Origin of the sequence: Jannaschia formosa, assembly GCF_003340555.1 — a bacterium.
GTDB lineage: Bacteria > Pseudomonadota > Alphaproteobacteria > Rhodobacterales > Rhodobacteraceae > Jannaschia > Jannaschia formosa.
Window position 1 is genome coordinate 29,811 of record NZ_QPLJ01000008.1, and the last position, 18,800, is coordinate 48,610.

Here is an 18,800-nt window from a genome sequence, read left to right on the forward strand (position 1 = left end):
CCTCCTTCGATGCTCCGGAAATATGCCGGGGGGAGCCGAAGGCGGGGGGCAGAGCCCCCCTCCACCCCTCAGACCACGCGCCGCGCTCCGGGCATCGCCCCGATCCGCGCCGCAAGTTGGCGCACCCGGTCGAGCACCTCGCCGCGCACCGGTCCCGGGCGCGGCGGATCGGCGAGCGAGGTGAAGAGTCCCTCGCGCGGGTTCCTCCCGCGCGAGTTGCCCTCGAAGCGGAGCGCCCGCAGCACGGCCTCCGCCTCGGACGGCAGGCGGTCCGGGATCTCCTGCCCCGAGCAGATCGCCCAGTTCCCCGCCCAGAGCCGTCCGACCGTCCAGGGGTTGTAGCCGCCCCCGCCCAGCACCAGCACCCGCGGCGCCAGCGGCAGCAGTGCCCGCAGCACGGCCCAGTGGGCGCCGTTCGACAGGGCGAGCCGCGACAGCGGGTCCTCCTCCACCGCATCCGCCCCGCATTGCAGGACGATGGCGTCCGGCGCGAAGGCCTCCACGGCGGGCAGGATCACCCGGTCGCGGGCCAGCGCGAACTCGCTGTCGTTCAGGCCGCGGGGCAGGGGCAGGTTGAACACCTGGCCCAGCCCCGCATCCTGCAGCGCGCCGGTGAAGGGCCAGCGCTTCTCCTCATGGGTCGAGATCAGCAGCGTGTCCGGGTCGCGGGCGAAGGCATGCTCCACCCCGTCCATGTGGTGCGCGTCGATGTCGACATAGGCGATGCGCGTGGCCCCCGACCGCCGCAGCGACAGGATGCCCAGAACGGCGTCGTTCAGGTAGCAGAAGCCGGAGGCGCGGTCGGGCATTCCGTGATGGGTGCCGCCGCCCGGGTTGTGGATGACGCCGCCCTGCGCCAGCAGCTCCCCTGCCAGGAGAGAGGCGCCCGCGCCAGTGGCAGGGCGGCGATACATCTCGGGGAACACCGGGTTGGAGCCGGTGCCGAGCCCGTGGCGGTCGCGGGTCAGATCGTCCACCGTGCCCGTCTCCTCTGCCTGCTGCAGGGCGGCCACGTAGTCCGGCGTGTGCCAGACCGTCAGCGCCGCGGGCTTGGCCCGGGGCGAGACGCGGAACCGCTCCGGCGGCATCCAGCCCAGCGCCCGGCACAGGTCCATGACCGTCGAGACCCGCGGGACGCGCAGCGGATGCCAGCGCCCGTAGGAGGAGCCGCGATAGATCTCGGACCCGAGGAAGAGCGGCCCCGCCAGGCTCACTCCGGCAGCACGGCCTCGATGGCGCGGCGCATCTTCGGATCGGTGGGACGCGTCCCCGCGCCCTCGAACGCGACCAGCGCGCCTCGGGTGTCGAGAAGGGCCTTGTTGAAGTTCCAGCGCGGCACCGCGCCCTGCTCGGCCAGCCAGCGATAGAACGGGTGGGCATCCGAGCCGCGCAGATCGGTGATCGTCGTCAGCGGCAGGGTCAGGCCGTAATTCACTTCGCAGAACTCGGCTACGTCGGCCTCGCTGCCAAGCTCCTGCCGGAACTCGTCCGAGGGGACGCCGATCACGGTCAGGCCGCGCGGCCCGTATTCCTCGTGCAGGGTCTGGAGGTCGGCATACTGGTCCGTGAAGCCGCAGAGCGAGGCGGTATTCACGACCAGCACCGCGCGGCCCCGCATCTCGTCGAGGTCGAGCGTCCCGCCCTCCAGCGCCTCGAACTCGAAGGCCTGGACGGGCAGGGCGAACAGGAGCGGGGCGATCCATCTGATCATCAGCCGCAACTAGGCGTCGCCCGCCGCGGTTCAAGCGGATTGCACCCGTCCGCCGAGAGCCTAGATTAGCAAGATCGAAAGGAGCCCGGGATGATCCGCTACGCGCTGCGCTGCAAGGAAGGCCACGACTTCGAGAGCTGGTTCGCCTCGGCGGACGCCTATGACGCGCTGTCGGCCAAGCGCCTCGTCAGCTGCGCGGTCTGCGGCGTGGAGGACGTGTCGAAGGCGCTGATGGCGCCCAAGGTCGCGCCGCGCGCCGCACCCACCGAGATGGAGAGGAAGATCGCCGAGCTGCGCCGCAAGGTCGAGGCCGAGGCGACCTATGTCGGGCCGCGCTTCGCCGCCGAGGCCCGCGCGATCCACGAGGCGGGCGAGAGCCGGCCGATCTACGGCGAGGCCAATGCCGCCGAGGCGCGAGAGCTCATCGCCGATGGCATCCCGGTCGCACCGCTGCCCTTCCTGCCGAAAGCCCGGACCAACTGATGCGGGCGCTCGTGACCGGCGCCTCGCGCGGGATCGGCGCGGCGCTTCTGGCCGAGGGACGCGCGCGAGGGCACGAGGTCGTCGGCACGACCCGCGAGGGCGAGAACGCGCTCGACGTGACCGATCCGGAGGCGCAGGCGCGCCTGGCCCAGACGACCGGCCCGCTCGACCTTCTGGTCTGCAACGCGGGCGTTTTCGTCGACCGCGGCTGCGACATCCGCTCGGTCACGGCGGCGCAGTTGACGGAGAGCTTCGCGACCAACGTCACGGGCGTGGCTTTGACGGTCCAGGCGCAGCTTCCGAACCTCTCGCGGGGCGGGCGGATCGCGGTGATCTCGTCGCAGATGGGCTCCTCGCAGAAGGTGAACGGCGGGGCGCTGGCCTATCGCGCCTCCAAGGCGGCGGCCGTGAACCTGGCACTGAACCTCGCCGCCGGGCTGCGGGCCGAGGGCATCGCGGTGGGCGTCTACCATCCCGGCTGGGTCCGCACCGACATGGGCGGCGGGGCTGCCGCGATCTCGCCCGGGGAATCGGCGCGCGGCCTCTGGGACCGGTTCGAGGCCCTGACGCTCGGGTCGACCGGGGAGTCCGCAACTTGGGATGGCCGCGCCCATGCGGTGTAGCGTCACCCGCCGCGCGCTGCTGGGGGCGGGTCTGGCCCTCGCCCTGACCGGGCCGCTTCGGGCGCAATCGCCGCTCACGGTGCTGGCGGCGGCGTCCCTGAAGCCCGCCCTCGACGAGATCGCGTCCGTCTGGCCGGAGCCGGTTGCAATTTCCTACGGCGGCAGCGGCACGGTCGCGCGGCAGGCCGCCGCCGGCGCTCCGGCGGACGTGATCCTGCTTGCGGCGGTCGATTGGATGGACTGGCTGGCGGGGCAGGGCGTGTTGCAGGGCGAACCGACGGTCATCGCCAGCAACCGGCTGATCCTGGCCGGACCGCCGGATGCCGCGCCGCTCGACCTGACGCTGGAGGCGATCGAGGCGCGGCTCGAAGGCGGGCGCTTCGCGATGGGCGACCCCGTCTCGGTCCCCGCAGGGCGCTACGGGCAGCAGGCGCTGGAGACGCTGGGCTTCTGGACCAGCCTTCAGTCCCGCGCCATCCTGGCCGAGAACGTGCGCGCCGCGCTCGCCTTTGTCGCGCGCGGCGACGTGGCGCTGGGCTTGGTCTACGCTTCCGACGCCGTCGGGTCCGGCGTGGCCGAGGTCGCGCGCATCCCGCAGACGGCCCATCAGCCGATCGTCTATCCCGGAGCCGTCCTGCGCGGCGCGCGTCCGGGGGCGGAGGCGTTCCTGCGATCCGTGGCCGAGGCCGAGGCGGTCTTCGCCCGGCATGGATTCGCCCCCCGGCCCGCCGGGTGATCGACCTTCCGCCCGAGGCCTGGGAGGCGCTCACGCTGTCGCTGCGCGTCTCGCTGGTGGCGACGCTGGCGGCGATGCCGCCGGCGCTCTGGGTCGCGCATCTGCTGGCGCGGGGGCGGTTCCGGGGGCGCTGGCTGCTCGACGCGCTGGTGCACCTGCCGCTCGTCCTGCCGCCGGTGGTGACGGGCTTCGCGCTTCTGCTGCTGTTCTCGCGCGCCGGCCCCCTCGGCGCCGTGCTGGAGCCGCTGGGCCTCGGCCTCGCCTTCCGCTGGACGGGGGCGGCGCTGGCCGCCGGGATCATGGCCTTCCCGCTGATCGTCCGCGCGATCCGCCTTGCCATCGAGGCCGTCGACCCGAAGCTGGAGGAAGCCGCCTCGACGCTCGGCTCCTCTCCATTCCGGGTCTGGCGCACGGTGACCCTGCCGCTGATCGCGCCCGGCCTGCTGGCGGGCGCGACGCTGGGCTTCGCCAAGGCCTTCGGCGAGTTCGGCGCGACGATCACCTTCGTCGCCTCGATCCCCGGCGAGACGCGCACGCTGCCTGCGGCGATCTACGCCTTCCTGCAGGTGCCCGGGGCGGAGCCGGCGCTGGCGGGGCTGGTCGGCATCGCGGTGACGGTGGCGGTGGGCGCGGTGCTGGTCTCCAACTGGCTTGCGCCGCGCGTCGCTGCGCGCATCGCCGGCCGCTGATGCTGGAGCTCGCGATCACCCGGCGGGTGGGGGGCTTCACCCTCGACGTGGCGCTGGAGGCGGCGTCCGGCGTGACCGCGATCTTCGGCCCCTCCGGCGCCGGAAAGACGACGCTGGCCCGCTGCGTCGCCGGGCTGGAGCGGCCCGATGCGGGACAGATCGTCTTAGACGGCACCGTGCTGACCGGTCCGGGGCGCGCCGTGCCGCCGCATCGGCGCGGCATCGGCTACGTCTTTCAGGAGCCGCGGCTCTTCCCCCATCTCGACGTGCGCGCCAACCTTCTCTACGGCGCGCCGAAGGGCACCGATCCCGGCGCGGTAGCCCGGATGCTCGACATCGCGCCGCTTCTGGCGCGGCGTCCGGCGGGCCTGTCGGGGGGCGAGGCCGCGCGCGTCGCGCTGGGCCGGGCGCTGCTGCGGGCCCCGAAGCTGCTGATCCTCGACGAGCCGCTGGCCGCGCTCGACCGCCGCCGCCGGGCGGCGATCCTGCCCTATCTGGAGCGGTTGCGGGACACGGGAACCCCGATCCTCTACATCTCGCACGCCATCGAGGAGGTCGCGCGCCTCGCGACGACGCTGGTCCTGCTGCGCGACGGCAAGGTGGTCGCGCAAGGCCCGGTCGGCGATCTGCTCTCGGACCCGGAGGTCGCGGCGCTGCTCGGGCCCGACCAGGCGGGCGCGCTGATCGAGGGGGTCGTGGCCGGTTCGGAGGCGGGGCTCCTGCGGCTCGACACCGCCCTCGGCCGCCTCGAGGTCGCAGGGGTCGAGGCGCCGCCCGGCGGCAAGGTGCGGGTCCGCATCCGCGCCGAGGACGTGATCGTCGCGACGCGGCGGCCCGAGGGGCTGTCGGCGCGCAACGTCCTTCCCTGCCGGATCGCCGCGCTGCGCGGCGGGCAGGGGCCGGGCGTGATGCTGCGGCTCGATGCGGGCGAAGGGCGGCTGCTGGCCCGGCTGACCCGCCGGTCCGTCGAGGAGATGGGGCTGGCCGAGGGGCAGGATGTCTGGGCGGTGCTCAAGACCAGCGGCGTGTCCCGGATGGACGTCGGACGCTGAGGCCGGGATCCGCCCCCGGTCGACCGCAGGCCGCCCTTCGCCTCAGACGCCCAGCTTCACGACGCCCAGCGCGTTCAGCAGGCGACGTTCCAGCCCGCGCCGCTCCTCCGGGGTGAGGAAGGCGCCGATCTCGACCGGGCGCGAGCCGCCGAGCAGCGTCAGGTAGTCCTCGACCGTCCCGACCCGGTCGTGCCGCTCGACCCTCAGCCAGAGCGTGTTCGCCTCCCAGTCGCGGGTGGAGCCGTCGGGGTCCCGGCGCGTCAGGCGGGCGCACTGCGCCGAAAGCTCGAACCGCTCCAGGATGTCGCGGTCCCGCCAGGATCGCTTGAGCCCGTACCAGAGCGCGCCGAGCACGAGCATCATGAAGGGCAGCACGCCCCACAGCACGGCGGTCCCGATCAGCCCGATCAGCGGCACCATCAGCATCGCGAAGGTGGCGCCGATCATCACGACGAAGCCCTGCGGCGTCAGCGACTGGTGCGGCCAGAGCTCGATGGCCAGCAGTGGAGACTCAGAGGCCCCGGGCGATGCCGGGGCCTCCGTCAGATCGGTGATGACCCGGATCGGCATCAGTGATGCGCGTGCCGGTCCCAGACCTCGCGCGTCGGCAGCTGCTCGAACGTGTGCTCCGGCGGCGGGTTGGGCAGGGTCCATTCCAGCGTGTCCGCGTGCTCGCCCCAGTAGGCCTGATCGGTGACGCGCTTGCCCGCGAAGATCGTGTAGAAGACGATCCCGATGAAGAACAGGAACGAGGCGAAGGACAGGAACGCGCCCCAGCTCGACACGGCGTTCCAGAACGCGAAGGCGTCGGGATAGTCGATGTAGCGGCGGGGCATGCCCTGGCGGCCCAGGAAGTGCTGCGGGAAGAAGGTCAGGTTGGCGCCGATGAAGAAGGCCCAGAAGTGCAGCTTGCCCGCCCATTCCGGGTACTGCCGGCCCGACATCTTGCCGATCCAGTAGTAGATGCCGGCGAAGATGCCGAACACGGCGCCGAGGCTCATCACGTAGTGGAAATGCGCCACGACGTAGTAGGTGTCGTGATAGACCCGGTCGATGCCGGCCTGGCTCAGGACGATCCCGGTCACGCCGCCCACGGTGAAGAGGAAGATGAACCCGATCGCGAACAGCATCGGCGTCCTGAAGGTGAGCGAGCCGCCCCACATCGTCGCGATCCACGAGAAGATCTTCACGCCCGTGGGCACCGCGATGATCATGGTCGCCACCATGAAGTAGGCCTGCTGCGTCAGCGACATGCCCACCGTGTACATGTGGTGCGCCCAGACGACGAAGCCCAGCGCGCCGATCGCCACCATGGCGTAGACCATCGGCAGGTAGCCGAAGATCGGCTTCTTCGAGAAGGTCGCCACGACGTGGCTGATGATGCCGAAGGCCGGCAGGATGACGATGTAGACCTCCGGGTGGCCGAAGAACCACAGGATGTGCTGGTAGAGCACCGGGTCGCCGCCGCCCGCCGGGTCGAAGAAGGTCGTCCCGAAGTTGCGGTCCGTCAGCAGCATGGTGATCGCGCCGGCCAGCACCGGCAGGGCCAGCAGGATCAGCCAGGCGGTCACGAAGATCGACCAGGCGAAGAGCGGCACCTTGTGCAGCGTCATGCCCGGAGCGCGCATGTTGAGGAAGGTCGTGATGATGTTGATCGCGCCCAGGATCGAGGACGCGCCCGACACGTGGACCGCGAAGATCGCGATATCGGTCGAAAAGCCCGCCTCGGTCGTCGAGAGCGGCGGGTAGAGCACCCAGCCGATGCCCGATCCCATCTGGCCGTTGCCGCCGGGCAGGAACACCGACAGCACCGCGAGCGAGGTGCCGGCGGTGAACAGCCAGAAGCTGAGGTTGTTGAGACGCGGGAACGCCATGTCCGGCGCGCCGATATGCAGCGGCATGAAGTAGTTGCCGAAGCCACCGAACAGGGCCGGGATGACGACGAAGAACATCATCAGGATGCCGTGACCGGTGACGAGCACGTTCCAGAGATGGCCGTTGGGCGTGCATTCGCCTGCGGCGGCGGCGAGCAGGCGCGCCCCTTCGAGGCACATGTACTGCACGCCGGGGTCCATGAGCTCCAGGCGCATGTAAACGGTGAAGCCTACCGAGATGAACCCGGCGAGGCCCGAGACCCAGAGATAGAGGATCCCGATATCCTTGTGGTTCGTGGACATGAACCACCGCGTGAAGAAGCCGGGCTTCTCGTGGTGATCGTGTCCCGAAACGGCGGCGTCTGCCATCTGGTCGCTCCCGATAAGTGGTCGTTCTGCGGGCGGGACGGAATCCCGCCGTGCACGCTCGGGCGCCTGATTAGCCGCAGGCGAGGGCGGGGGCAACGCGGCAACAGGCCCCACCGGTCAGGAAAATCGTCGCAGCCTCGCGCCGCGGGGTCAGCCGCGCAGGGCCCGGTTCTCGGCCGGGATGCGCACCAGCCCCAGCAGCGCGGCGTTCAGCACCGAGAAGACCAGCGCCACCCAGGGCAGGCCCAGCACCAGCGGCGCCACCGCGATCTCGGCTACGACGACGGCATAGTTCGGATGCCGCAGGTAGCGGAACGGCCCTGTCGCGACCAGCGGTCCCGCGGCGACGATGATGCGCGTCGTCCAGCGAGGGCCCAGCGTGACGAGCACCCAGAGCCGAAAGCCCTGCAGCAGCGTGAACGCGGCAAGCCAGCCGAGATGGAGCGTCTCGTCCCAGCCGAGGACCACCATCGCGCCGATCCAGGCGGTATGAAGCGCCACGATCGCCGGGTAGTGCCCCGCGCCATGCTCCACCGCGCCCGCCTCCAGCAAACGGCGCGTGTTGCGCCGCGCCAGTGCCAGCTCTCCCAGCCGCTGGACGATCACGAAAGCGAGGAAGAGGATCGCGCCGGTCATGTCGCCCCCCTCATGCCGCCATCTCCAGCGGAACGAAGGAGGCGGTGAAGCCCGGCCCCAACGCCGCCATCAGCATCCGCCCCTGCCGCCCGGCTTGGCGGGCCGCCTTCAGCACGAAGAGCACGGTTGGTGCGCTCATGTTGCCGTGGTCGCGAAGGACATTGCGTTCGACATCGAGGCTGCCCTGCCGGAGGCCCAGCCCGGTCTCGAGCGCGGTGATGACCTTCGCGCCGCCGGGATGGCAGACCATGCCGTCGAACTCCTCCCGCGCACGACCCATCGAGGCGCAGGCGGCGTCGGCGGCCTCCGCCATGTGCGCCTCGGCGAAGGCGGGGATCGAGCGGTCGAAGACGACGCCCAGCCCGGTCCCGTCCACGTCCCAGCCCATGATGCCCAGCGTGTCGGGCCAGATATGCTGCGCGCCCGGCTCCAGCGAGATCGCGGCCTCGCCTTCGGTGCTGAGGCAGCAGGCCGCCGCCCCGTCGCCGAAGAGGACGGTCGCGATGATGTCGGCCTTGCTCAGCCGGTCGGTGCGGAAGGAGGGGGTGCAGGCCTCGGCCACGACGGCCAGCACCCGCGCGCCCGGTTGCCCGCGCGCGAGCTGTGCCGCGATCGACAGGCCCGAGGCGCCGCCTGCGCAGCCCAGCCCGAAGACCGGCACCCGGGTGACGTCGCGGCGGAAACCCATCTCGTCCTGGCAGACCGCTTCCAGCGTGGGCGTGGCGATCCCGGTGGAGGTGACGGTCACGATCACATCGACCTCGTCGGCGCGCCATCCGGCATCGGCCAGCGCGGCCCCCGCCGCTTCCCGGAACAGAGCGACGCAGCCCGCATGCCAGATGCGGTTGCGCTCCTCCCAGCCATGGGCGGCGTCGTCGAACCAGTCGAGCGGGGCGACGGACTGGCGCCGGTCGATCCCGGCCTGGGCGAAGCTGGCGAGCAGGCGGGCGAAGTGCGGGTAGCGCGGGCCGAGGATCCGCTCCGCCCGCTCCGAGACGGCGCGCTGCGGCAGGTCGTGGGGCGCCGTGGCGGTGGCGAGGCCATGCATCTGAACGTTCACGCGCTTCGCCTCCCGGTTGCGGTCACACGGTGAACGCGCGACCTAGGCGGAGCGGTCCCGTCGGCAAGCGCGACGCAGGCGCACATGCGCGTGATCCGGTGGCGGTTTCGCCACGCGCGGTGCGGGCTAGCGACCGCGCCGCAGCCGGTCGAGGAGCCCGCCCGGCCGCCGCGCGGGCGGAGAGGCGAGGCGGAGGACCAGGGACCTGATCGCCGCGTCGGCGTCGCCCGGACCGGCGAAGGGCGCGGCCGCGAGGGGCGCCCCGGCGGCATCGGCCAACCAGTCGTGCAGGCTTGTCAGCGCCTCCGGCGCCTCGAAAGCGTCGGGCAGGCAGGGCGCGCGCCCGGCATAGGCGGCCGGCCCGAACCATCTGGGATCGCCGCGCATCCTGTCCCGGTCCGCCTTGGGCAGAAGGGGGCCGAGCTGGCGAGGATGGAAACGCAACGCCTTCCACGACTCTTCCGCTTGTGCGGGGGAGAGCGCCCAGAGCGGCGTCAGCCCCTCCCGGCGGGGCGCCGTGGCCAGGGCGCGGGCCAGCCGGAACTCGATCTCCGGGGAGGAGGGGCCGGGGCGGAGGTATCGGTTGCGCAGCAGGAAGGACAGCAGGTCGGGCGGCAGGCTCGTGTTGACCGGCGGCGTCTCGGGCGGCGGCACGTCCAGAAGGTCGAACAGGCCGCGAACCGCGTCCCCGTCGGCCAGTCGCAGATGCACGGCCGTCACCCCCGGCACCGCGGCCCAGTCCGCCGCCAGCTTCGGCCAGCGGACATGCGCGAGGTTCCTGGCAAGGAACCGATCGCAGGACACATCCGACCAGGCGCCCCATTGCCACCAGGCCGCGTTGAGCCAGTCGATCGGCGGACGGACGGCGAAGACGACATGCACCCCGCCGCCAAGCCGTTCCAGCACGCCGGACTTCCGGAAGCGATTGGCCTGCATCAGCCAGCCCTCGGACGAAAGGATCGGAACCACGCCCCGGGCGATCAGGTCTCGCGCGCCGGCTTCCAGATGTGCGAGCACCGGCGCGGCGACATCCGCGCGCAGGTTCGGCGTGGCGGCATAGCCGAAGGCGGAGCGCGCCGCGTTCTCCCGCAGGACCTCGCCCGCCAGCACGCCGTCGGTCGTGGCGCAGATATAGGCGAGCCGCCGCCCGTCGCGCGCCCGAAGCTCCGGTTGCCGGGAGAGCGCGGCCTGCACCGAGGAGGAGCCGCATTTCGGAGCGCCGAGATGCAGGACCATCCGCGGCGGCGTGGTCGCGGCCAGCTTTCCCGAAGGGGGGGGCTGACTCACGCCGCGCTCCAGGGCGAGGTCCGTTGCAGGGCCGCGTCGAGGTCCTGCAGCGTCACCGGCAGGCCCAGGTCGACCAGCGAGGTGACCCCGTGGCCGGTTATGCCGCAGGGCACGATGCCGTCGAAATGGCCGAGATCCGGCTCGACATTGATCGAGACGCCGTGGAAGCTGACCCAACGGCGCAGGCGGATGCCGATGGCGGCGATCTTGTCCTCGCGGGGGGTGCCGTCGGCCAGGGGCGGCTTGTCGGGCCGGGGGACCCAGACGCCAACGCGGCCCGGGCGGATCTCGCCCCGGACGCCGAATTCGGCCAGTGCGGCGATCACCCAGGCCTCCAGCGTCTCCACGAAGGCGCGCACGTCGCGGCCGCGCGCGCCCACGTCGAGCATGCAGTAGACGACGCGCTGGCCCGGCCCGTGATAGGTATACTGCCCGCCGCGCCGCGCGACATGCACGGGGAAGCGGCCCGGGTCGCGCAGATCGGCGGGGTTCGCCGAGGTCCCGGCGGTGTAGAGGGGCGGATGCTCCAGCAGCCAGAGCGCCTCGGCGGCGCTGCCGGCGAGGATCCCGGCCACGCGCGCCTCCATCTCGGCGAGGGCCGTCTCGTAGGGGACGGGTGCGTCGGAGGTGATCCAGTCGGGGGCCATGGGCCGCTCGATACGCCTCGCCCGGAGCGGTGGCAACGGGATGGGCTCCGCGTGAAAAACCCTCTTTCCATTCCGCGCGGGCGCCGTTACACGCGGCCTCGCTCACGATGCGGTCGTGGCGGAATTGGTAGACGCGCAGCGTTGAGGTCGCTGTGGGGTAACTCCCGTGGAAGTTCGAGTCTTCTCGACCGCACCATGAGCAAGGACAGCGCCGCCCTTCGGGGCGGCGTTTTCGTTTGCCGTGCAGTTGTTGGATCGGGGACGGTCTGACAGGCTGCGCGAAGTGCAATTCGAAACAGGTCTTTCCATGTCCCAACCTTTTCTCGTCAACGCCCCCAATCCCGATACCGACGGAAACGCGCATGTCGCGGGGCTGGCCGATGGACGCGCCGCGATCGCCTACCAGTCGCGCCGCGACGGCGGACCGTTCGAGATCGTGCTGCGCCTGCGCGAGGCGGATGGCGCCCTCGGACCGGAAACCGCGATCGACGGCGCCTGGTCGGCGGCCCGCGGGCCCGAGGTCACACCGCTGGGCGACGGCAGCCTGCTCGTCTCCTGGCTGGCCGAGACCTCTCCGGGGGCGCTCTTCGGACGAACGTCCTGGGGCAGCGCTTCGACGCGGGGGGCGGCGCGCTCTCTGGTCCGTTCACGATGGCGTCGCGGCCGGCGGAGCAGGGGCGCTATCTCGACACCCGGATCGAGGCGCGCGGGGAGGGCGGCTTCGTCGTGCAGGTGCTGGGCGTCGACGCGGGTGACGACCGGGTCGACAATACCTGGGAGCCGTCGGTCGTCTTCGCGCGCGACGACAGCATCCGGCCGGGCGAGCAGGTGGGGCCGCAGCACGTTCCTCTGGAGCGCGACCGCTGGATCGAGTTCTTCGACGCGAGAGGTCTCGCCGAGCGGGCCAACGGGTCGGAGGCAAGCGGAGGGGCCGGGCGGGGTTACTACAATCTCAGCTGGCTTCAGGATGTCGACCTCGACGGGCTAGACAGCCAGGCCTTTCGTGTCGGGCGCGACAAGGCGCTTCTGCTGGTCCGAGATCCGTTCGAGAACTTCGACGGCTATATAGAGGGTTATCTGGATTCGTTTGACCTGAGCGTCTACTACCGCGTCCCCGACACCTATTCGTCCCTGCACGCCTACCTCGTCTCGATCGAGGACCGGGGACGGGGCGTGATCGTGAATTTCGGCGGGCCGATCCGCCTCTACGAGGACCTGTCGGTGACTGCCGCCGACGACTATGCGGCGACCGTCCTCGACGATGGCGGGTTCGTGGCCACCTGGTCGGTGAATGGCGACGTCTTCGCACAACTGGTCGATGCAGACGGCGATCAACAGGGCGGCAATGTCGTGATCGCCGAGGGCGCCGCTCCGCAACGGCTGCCCACCGTGACCGAGCTGTCGGACGGGGACCTGCTCTTCGCCTGGCAGGAGAATCGGGACGGCAACGCGGAGGTCGTGGCGCGGGAGCTGTCGCCTGACGTGCTGGGGGAAGGCACCTATGACCAGACCCCGATAACCCAGTTCCATGTCGAGGCTTTCATCACGACCGAGGATGGCGACTATTTCGACGTTACGGTCGGCGAGACCCTGACCGTCTCGGGGCGCATCGACTCGAATGTCGACCTCGACCGGATCGAGATACAGTGGTTCGCGGGGTCCGTGATCGACCTGACAGCGATCGAGGGCGCCAACGGTCGCCGGTTCACGCCGACGGCAGACCTTGCGGGGAAGACCCTATCGGTCGGTGCCACTCTCACCTTCGAGAATGGCGTCGTCGTCGAGACCTTCATCGACGAGTTCGAGCAGAGGCGAGTTTTGCCCGACAGCGCCGGGGCGGTCGAGATCCTTGGCGTGCGGACCAGCGGCAGCCTGCTGGAGGCGCGCATCGACGACGGCAACGGCTACTGGCGGCTCGGCGACGAGATCGACATCCGCTGGCTTCGGGACGGACAGGAGATAGAGGGAGCGAATGCTCTGACCTACTTGGCCACCGCCGAGGATGTGGGCACCCGCATCGACGCCGTCGTCGCGGCGCGGGGCGGTCTCGGAAACGACGTCGACCTGACGTCCGACCCCGTGGAGATCGGGGCCGCTCCGGGGGCCGGGGACGACACCGTACGCGGCGGCCCGGGCGCGGATCGGATCGATGGCGGGGCGGGAGACGACCTGCTTCGCGGTGGAGAAGGCGGCGACGTCTTCATTTATGCGAAGGGCCATGGCGCGGACGTCATCGAGGATTTCGAGATCGGCTCCGACCGGGTGGAGTTCGCCTTCGACGGCATCGGCGGGGGGCGGGCGCTGATCCGGGCGACGGAGATCACGCAGGACGGGGAGGACGTCACAATCGACTTCGGCGAGGGCGACATCCTCACCCTGCTCGGCGTCCAGAAGGGCGACCTGTCGGTCTCGGACGCGATCTTCCTCTGAGGCCCTTCAGGCCGCGAGCGGCTCCAGCCCCGCCCGCCGGCGCAGGCGGGCGAGGGCGCGGGCCGGGTCAGACACGTCCTCGACCTGCGCCCAGGCGCCCTCGGCCAGGTGCGGACCGATCGCCTCCAGATGCGGGGCGGCCAATTGCCACGACACGAGGCAGGCCATCGAGGCGCCGATGACGTTGTGCGCGATCAGGCGCCGCGCGCGGGGCTGGTCGCGCGCGAGGCCGCGCAGCGCACCCGCCTGCAGTTGCAGCATCTCGGCGGTGTAGCACGGGTCTTCGCGGCGGGCGCGGTGGGCCTCGGCGACGCCTGGCTCCTCGCTCATGTGCTCGTGCCAGACGCAATCCTCGAGCCTCCCGCGCATGTCGAGCGCGATCCAGGCCGGCCCCTGACGCTCGCGGTCGCGGATGACGGCCCACATGTCCTGTTGCGAGCCGCCCCACCTGGCCTCCCAGGCCGTCAGCAGGGCGAGGTCGGCGGCGAGGCAGGGCTCCGCGGTGGCGCGAAGCAGGTCGGTCTGCGCAGCGACGCCCTCGTGATCCGACAGGCCCATCGCGGCGCGCAGCGCGAAGCCCAGCGCGACGACGTCTGGACCGTCCGCCTGACGCGCCATCTCGAGCGCCAGCCGCGCATGGCGCAGGCCGTCCACCATTTCGGCGCGCTGCGTCCCAGACGGCAGGTGGGCGGGGCCGGTGCCGCCGTGGCGCCAGGCCAGCCCGACCAGCAAGCCGCCCGCGACGGTCAGCGCCGGCCCTCGCCGCGCGCCCGTGGGCAGCGGGCGGCGCAGCGGCCAGAGCGCGCTCATCAGCTCGATCCAGAGATAGCGGTCGTCGGCGGCCTGCTCGCGATAGATCGCGCCGATCATATCCCAGTCGCCGTCATGCAGCGCGGCCAGGCCCTCGCGGACCATCGGCTGGCCGAGCGTCCGGTCGAAGTCCGGTCCGCGGCGGTTGCGCAGTCGCTCCCACCCCTCGCGGACGGCGCGGGGGTCGGCGATCTGTCGAAACGAATAACGGTCCAAGAACATCTGGCAGACGCCTCCTTCGGGCGTCTGCGAAGCTCGATCACCATTCCGGCGGGAGGACGGGCACGGAACGGCCTTTTTCGGGCCGCTCGGTGTCGGGCCCCGGTCGAGGTCGGGCGTGTTCAGGTCAGATGGGCTGAGGTCAGGCCGGGCGCGGACGCCGGGGGCGCCAGGCGGGGCGGGTGTCGGTCAGGCTTATCTCGCCCCCCCGGCGGGAGCCGAGCCGTAGCGTGGCCTCCCGCAGCTGCTCGATGCCGAGATGGGCATCCTTCGCCAGCGCCGCCCCGTCGAGCGGGCGGCCGACGGTGACGTGATAGGGCTGCACGTCCTTGTTCAGGGTCTCGTGGAACAGGGTGATGTCGCGCAGCGTCGGGTGCATCGCGTCGAAGGCGTAGAACATCGCCGAGTTGCGGGCCCGGATATGGATCGGGATGACCGGCAGCTCGAACTTGCGCGCGATCATCGCGGCCGAGGCCATCCACGGGCGTTCGTGCAGGCGCAGGCCGCGCCGCTTGGCGAGGCGGCCGGACGGGAAGATGACGCCCAGCCGCTCCTGCTCCAGCGCCTGTCGCGTGAGGGTCATCGTCTCGCGGGTCTTGGAGACGGTGCGCTTCTCCTCGCGCCATTCGACGGGCACGATGATTTCCTGGAACTGCGGCAGGACCCGCAGGATGTCCGCGTTCGCGTAGTAGAAGGCGTCGGGGCGGCGGCGCAGCAGCAGGTCATGCAGGATGATGCCGTCGGCGATGCCGGTCGGGTGGTTGGCGACGATGAGTGCCCGGCCGGTGGCGGGCACGTTCTCCAGTCCCTCGACGGTGACGCGCCGGGCGATACGGCGGGCGAGGTCGGCCATGATGTCCTGCACGGAGAGGTCGACATAGCTCGTTCCGATCTCGACCGAGCGTTCGTAGGCCAGCAACTTGTCGAGCACCTGACGCGCCGCCCGCGCCGACAGCGAGGGGCGGAACAGCCACGGGGCCCGTTCGGCGATCATTGGGTCGAGGCGGTCACGCATGGCGTGCTCCTTGCAAGGGGAGGTCACGGGGATATGACGCCCTCATGTCTCTACTGCCCAAATTAGAGGCGACATAGGGTCAATTCCACCGGGATTCGTAACTGTCTACTGGTCTTGGCCGGATGGGCGGGTGCTTGCCGGTCGGTTTGGGCCGCCGCAGTCGGGCGGCCCGGCCGGGTTCATCCGGCCTCGTCCGGCTCCCCGTTTTCGCCGTCCGGCGTGATCGCCTGCTCGCTCGAATCGGCGACGCGGGCGACGGACACGACCTTCTCGCCGCCGCGCGTGGCGAAGACCCGCACCCCGCCCGCGCTGCGCGAGCGGAAGGAGATGCCGTCGACCGGAACGCGGATCGACTGGCCAGTCGAGGTGGCGAGCATGATCTGGTCGTCCATGTCCACCGGGAAGGCCGAGACGATGGCCCCGCCCCGCGCTGCCTTGTCCTGCGCGCTGACACCCATGCCGCCGCGTCCGCGCACGGGATAATCGTGCGACGAACTGAGCTTTCCGGCCCCGCCCTCGGTGATGGTCAGGATCAGGTCCTCGGCAGCGGACATCGCGACATAGCGCTCGTTCGAGAAGTTCGGGTCGGCCGGGGCCTCCTCCTCCTCGCCCTCGGCATCGTCGGCGAGACCCGCCATCGCGCGGCGCATCTTCAGGTAGGCGGTCCGCTCTTCCGAGGTGGCGTCGAAATGCCGGATCACGGCCATCGAGACGACGGCGTCGTCCTCGCCCAGCCGGATGCCGCGGACGCCGACCGAGGCGCGCGAGTTGAAGATGCGCACGTCCGTCGCCGGGAAGCGGATCGCGCGGCCCGAGCGGGTGACAAGCATCACGTCGTCGTCGTTCGACGCGATGCGGGCGTTGATCAGCCGCCAGCCCTCGGTCTCGCCCTCGAACTTCATGGCGATCTTGCCGTTGCGCATGACATTCGCAAAGTCCGACAGCGCGTTGCGCCGCACCGTGCCCTGGTCGGTGGCGAAGACGACTTGAAGCTCGTCCCAATGGTCCTCGTCGCGGTCGATGGGCAGGATCGCCGCGATGCCGGTGCCGATCTGGATCGGCAGAAGGTTCACCAGCGCCTTGCCCCGCGCCGTGCGCCCGCCCTGCGGCAGCCGCCAGGTCTTGAGCTTGTAGACCATCCCGTCGGTCGTGAAGAACAGCAGCGGCGTGTGCGTGTTGGCCACGAAGAGCGTCGTGACGACATCGTCCTCCTTGGTGGCCATGCCGCCGAGGCCCTTGCCGCCGCGCCGCTGGGCGCGGAACTCGCCGAGCGGCGTGCGCTTGGCATAGCCGCCGGCGGTGATGGTGACGACCATGTCCTCGCGCTCGATGAGGTCCTCGTCTTCCATGTCGCCGGACCAGTCGGTGATCTCGGTGCGGCGATCGACGGCGAACTGGGCGCGGACCTCACGCAGCTCGTCGGAGATGATGTCGAGGATGCGCTGGCGCGAGCCCAGGATGTCGAGATAGTCGCGGATCTTCGCGGCCAGCGCCTCGAGCTCGTCCGTCACCTCCTTGACGCCGAGCTGGGTCAGGCGCTGCAGGCGCAGGTCGAGGATGGCGCGGGCCTGACGTTCCGACAGGTTGTAGGTGCCGTCCGGGTTCGGCTTGTGGGTCGGGTCGTCGATCAGCTCGATATAGGGCAGGATGTCGCCCGCGGGCCAGCGCCGCTCCATCAGCTTGACGCGCGCCTCGGCGGCATCGGCCGAAGCCCGGATGGTCGCCACCACCTCGTCGACGTTCGACACGGCGACGGCGAGGCCGCAGAGGATGTGCGACCGGTCCCGCGCCTCGTTGAGCAGATAGGCCGTGCGGCGGGCGATCACGTCCTCGCGGAAGTCGAGGAAGGCCGTGAGGAAGCCGCGCAGCGTCAGCTGCTCGGGCCGGCCGCCGTTCAGCGCCAGCATGTTGCACGGAAACGAGGTCTGCATCGGCGTGAAGCGGAAGAGCTGGTTCAGCACGACGTCCGGCGTCGCGTCGCGCTTCAGCTCGACGACGACGCGAACGCCGTGGCGGTCGGATTCGTCCTGGACATGGGCGATGCCCTCGATCCGGCGTTCCTTTGCGGCCTCGGCGATCTTCTCGATCATCGTGGCCTTGTTGACCTGATAGGGCACCTCGTCGACGACGATGGCGAAGCGGTCCTTGCGGATCTCCTCCACCCGGGTCTTCGCGCGCATGACGACCGAGCCGCGCCCCTCCAGATAGGCCTTCCGGATGCCGGACCGGCCCAGGATGATGCCGCCGGTCGGGAAGTCGGGGCCGGGGACGTAGCTCGCCATCAGCTGCTCGCTCGTCAGGTCCGGATCCCCGATCAGCGCGAGGCAGGCGTCGATAACTTCCCCCAGGTTGTGCGGCGGGATGTTGGTCGCCATGCCGACGGCGATGCCGCCCGCGCCGTTGACCAGCATGTTCGGGAAGCGTGCGGGCAGGACCGACGGCTCCCGGTCCTTGCCGTCGTAGTTGTCGACGAAGTCGACCGTGTCCTTGTCGATATCGGCCAGCAGCGCGCCGGCCGGCTTGTCCATCCGCACCTCGGTGTAGCGCATGGCCGCGGCATTGTCCCCGTCCATAGAGCCGAAGTTGCCCTGGCCGTCGAGCAGCGGCAGCGACATCGAGAAGGGCTGCGCCATGCGGACCAGCGCCTCGTAGATCGCCGAGTCGCCATGCGGGTGGTACTTGCCCATCACGTCGCCCACCGGGCGCGCCGACTTGCGATAGGGCTTGTCATGCGTGTTCCCGGTCTCGTGCATCGCGTAGAGGATGCGCCGATGCACGGGCTTCAGCCCGTCGCGCAGATCGGGGATCGCGCGGGAGATGATGACCGACATTGCATAGTCGAGGAACGAGGCCCGCATCTCGTCGACGATGGCCACGGTCGGGCCGTCATGCGGCATGACCTGGCGCGAGGGACCCTGATCGTCCTCGGGCGTGTCGGGGCCTGTGTTGTCGTCGTCACTCATGCTCGCCTCCCCCCGCCGGGACGGGGTCGATATCTCGTTGCTACGCCGTGTAGCACCTACCGTATATGGTCTCAACGTATCGCCGGGGCAACCCTTGGCAGCCAGTCAATCAGATTGCCAACAGATTGTTTTTATTGACCGTTAGCGGGTTCGTGCCAAGCTGTTCCAGAGGGAGGAAAAGAATCGGAAAGAAAGG

17 protein-coding genes and 1 tRNA gene are annotated in these 18,800 nt (G+C 70.6%); 7 read left to right on the forward strand and 11 right to left on the reverse strand.

Annotated elements, in window-relative coordinates; genetic code table 11:
- Positions 1 to 68: 68 nt before the first annotated feature.
- A complete protein-coding gene (locus DR046_RS10425; protein WP_115382447.1) occupies positions 69 to 1,208 on the reverse strand; it encodes an acetoin utilization protein AcuC in 1,140 nt (379 codons plus the stop codon).
- A gap of 2 nt (positions 1,209 to 1,210) precedes the next feature.
- The gene (locus DR046_RS10430; protein WP_115382446.1) at positions 1,211 to 1,711 is read right to left on the reverse strand and encodes a glutathione peroxidase; all 501 of its coding nucleotides are present in this window, start codon (positions 1,709 to 1,711) and stop codon (positions 1,211 to 1,213) included.
- Between the two features lie 90 nt (positions 1,712 to 1,801).
- On the opposite strand from DR046_RS10430, the gene DR046_RS10435 reads away from it, so the two are divergent.
- The 5 genes from DR046_RS10435 to modC are packed head-to-tail and all read left to right on the forward strand — an operon-like array spanning position 1,802 to position 5,294.
- Positions 1,802 to 2,194: a DUF1178 family protein gene (locus tag DR046_RS10435; protein WP_115382326.1), complete on the forward strand. Its 393-nt coding sequence runs from the start codon at positions 1,802 to 1,804 to the stop codon at positions 2,192 to 2,194.
- On the forward strand, positions 2,194 to 2,817 hold the full coding sequence (locus DR046_RS10440; protein WP_115382327.1) for an SDR family NAD(P)-dependent oxidoreductase: 624 nt from the start codon (positions 2,194 to 2,196) through the stop codon (positions 2,815 to 2,817). Before DR046_RS10435 ends, DR046_RS10440 begins: the two co-directional genes overlap by 1 nt.
- Entirely contained in the window at positions 2,807 to 3,553 is a 747-nt protein-coding gene (modA, locus tag DR046_RS10445; protein WP_167767059.1) for a molybdate ABC transporter substrate-binding protein, read from the forward strand. The genes DR046_RS10440 and modA overlap by 11 nt, the downstream gene beginning before the upstream one ends.
- Positions 3,550 to 4,242, forward strand: a complete 693-nt coding sequence (modB, locus tag DR046_RS10450) for a molybdate ABC transporter permease subunit (RefSeq protein ID WP_115382329.1) — start codon at positions 3,550 to 3,552, stop codon at positions 4,240 to 4,242. The genes modA and modB overlap by 4 nt, the downstream gene beginning before the upstream one ends.
- Positions 4,242 to 5,294: a molybdenum ABC transporter ATP-binding protein gene (gene modC / locus DR046_RS10455; RefSeq protein ID WP_306418042.1), complete on the forward strand. Its 1,053-nt coding sequence runs from the start codon at positions 4,242 to 4,244 to the stop codon at positions 5,292 to 5,294. Before modB ends, modC begins: the two co-directional genes overlap by 1 nt.
- A gap of 42 nt (positions 5,295 to 5,336) precedes the next feature.
- Here modC and DR046_RS10460 read toward each other — a convergent pair whose 3' ends face one another.
- The 6 genes from DR046_RS10460 to lipB form a co-directional block, all read right to left on the reverse strand.
- Positions 5,337 to 5,864 carry a DUF2244 domain-containing protein gene (locus DR046_RS10460; protein ID WP_115382330.1) on the reverse strand — a complete coding sequence of 176 codons (528 nt, stop codon included), beginning with the start codon at positions 5,862 to 5,864 and terminating at the stop codon, positions 5,337 to 5,339.
- Positions 5,864 to 7,537 (reverse strand): cytochrome c oxidase subunit I, encoded by a 1,674-nt coding sequence (locus DR046_RS10465; protein ID WP_115382331.1) that lies wholly within the window; start codon positions 7,535 to 7,537, stop codon positions 5,864 to 5,866. The genes DR046_RS10460 and DR046_RS10465 overlap by 1 nt, the downstream gene beginning before the upstream one ends.
- Positions 7,538 to 7,687: 150 nt before the next feature.
- Positions 7,688 to 8,173, reverse strand: a complete 486-nt coding sequence (locus DR046_RS10470) for an isoprenylcysteine carboxyl methyltransferase family protein (protein ID WP_115382332.1) — start codon at positions 8,171 to 8,173, stop codon at positions 7,688 to 7,690.
- A 10-nt stretch (positions 8,174 to 8,183) separates the two neighbouring features.
- On the reverse strand, positions 8,184 to 9,233 hold the full coding sequence (locus DR046_RS10475) for a type III polyketide synthase (protein ID WP_245190903.1): 1,050 nt from the start codon (positions 9,231 to 9,233) through the stop codon (positions 8,184 to 8,186).
- A gap of 126 nt (positions 9,234 to 9,359) precedes the next feature.
- Positions 9,360 to 10,520 (reverse strand): hypothetical protein, encoded by a 1,161-nt coding sequence (locus DR046_RS10480; RefSeq protein ID WP_135227288.1) that lies wholly within the window; start codon positions 10,518 to 10,520, stop codon positions 9,360 to 9,362.
- Complete coding sequence (lipB, locus tag DR046_RS10485; protein ID WP_115382335.1) at positions 10,517 to 11,167, reverse strand: lipoyl(octanoyl) transferase LipB; 651 nt, start codon at positions 11,165 to 11,167, stop codon at positions 10,517 to 10,519. Before lipB ends, DR046_RS10480 begins: the two co-directional genes overlap by 4 nt.
- 109 nt (positions 11,168 to 11,276) lie before the next feature.
- On the opposite strand from lipB, the gene DR046_RS10490 reads away from it, so the two are divergent.
- Positions 11,277 to 11,363, forward strand: a tRNA-Leu gene (locus tag DR046_RS10490).
- Positions 11,364 to 11,818: 455 nt separating this feature from the next.
- On the forward strand, positions 11,819 to 13,597 hold the full coding sequence (locus DR046_RS10495; RefSeq protein WP_115382336.1) for a calcium-binding protein: 1,779 nt from the start codon (positions 11,819 to 11,821) through the stop codon (positions 13,595 to 13,597).
- Positions 13,598 to 13,603: 6 nt separating this feature from the next.
- On the opposite strand, the gene DR046_RS10500 is transcribed toward DR046_RS10495, so the two are convergent.
- The 3 genes from DR046_RS10500 to gyrA form a co-directional block, all read right to left on the reverse strand.
- Complete coding sequence (locus tag DR046_RS10500) at positions 13,604 to 14,629, reverse strand: hypothetical protein (RefSeq protein WP_115382337.1); 1,026 nt, start codon at positions 14,627 to 14,629, stop codon at positions 13,604 to 13,606.
- A 139-nt stretch (positions 14,630 to 14,768) separates the two neighbouring features.
- Positions 14,769 to 15,641 carry a 1-acyl-sn-glycerol-3-phosphate acyltransferase gene (locus DR046_RS10505; RefSeq protein WP_115382338.1) on the reverse strand — a complete coding sequence of 291 codons (873 nt, stop codon included), beginning with the start codon at positions 15,639 to 15,641 and terminating at the stop codon, positions 14,769 to 14,771.
- A gap of 179 nt (positions 15,642 to 15,820) precedes the next feature.
- Positions 15,821 to 18,604 (reverse strand): DNA gyrase subunit A, encoded by a 2,784-nt coding sequence (gene gyrA, locus DR046_RS10510; RefSeq protein ID WP_115382339.1) that lies wholly within the window; start codon positions 18,602 to 18,604, stop codon positions 15,821 to 15,823.
- Positions 18,605 to 18,800 lie beyond the last annotated feature (196 nt).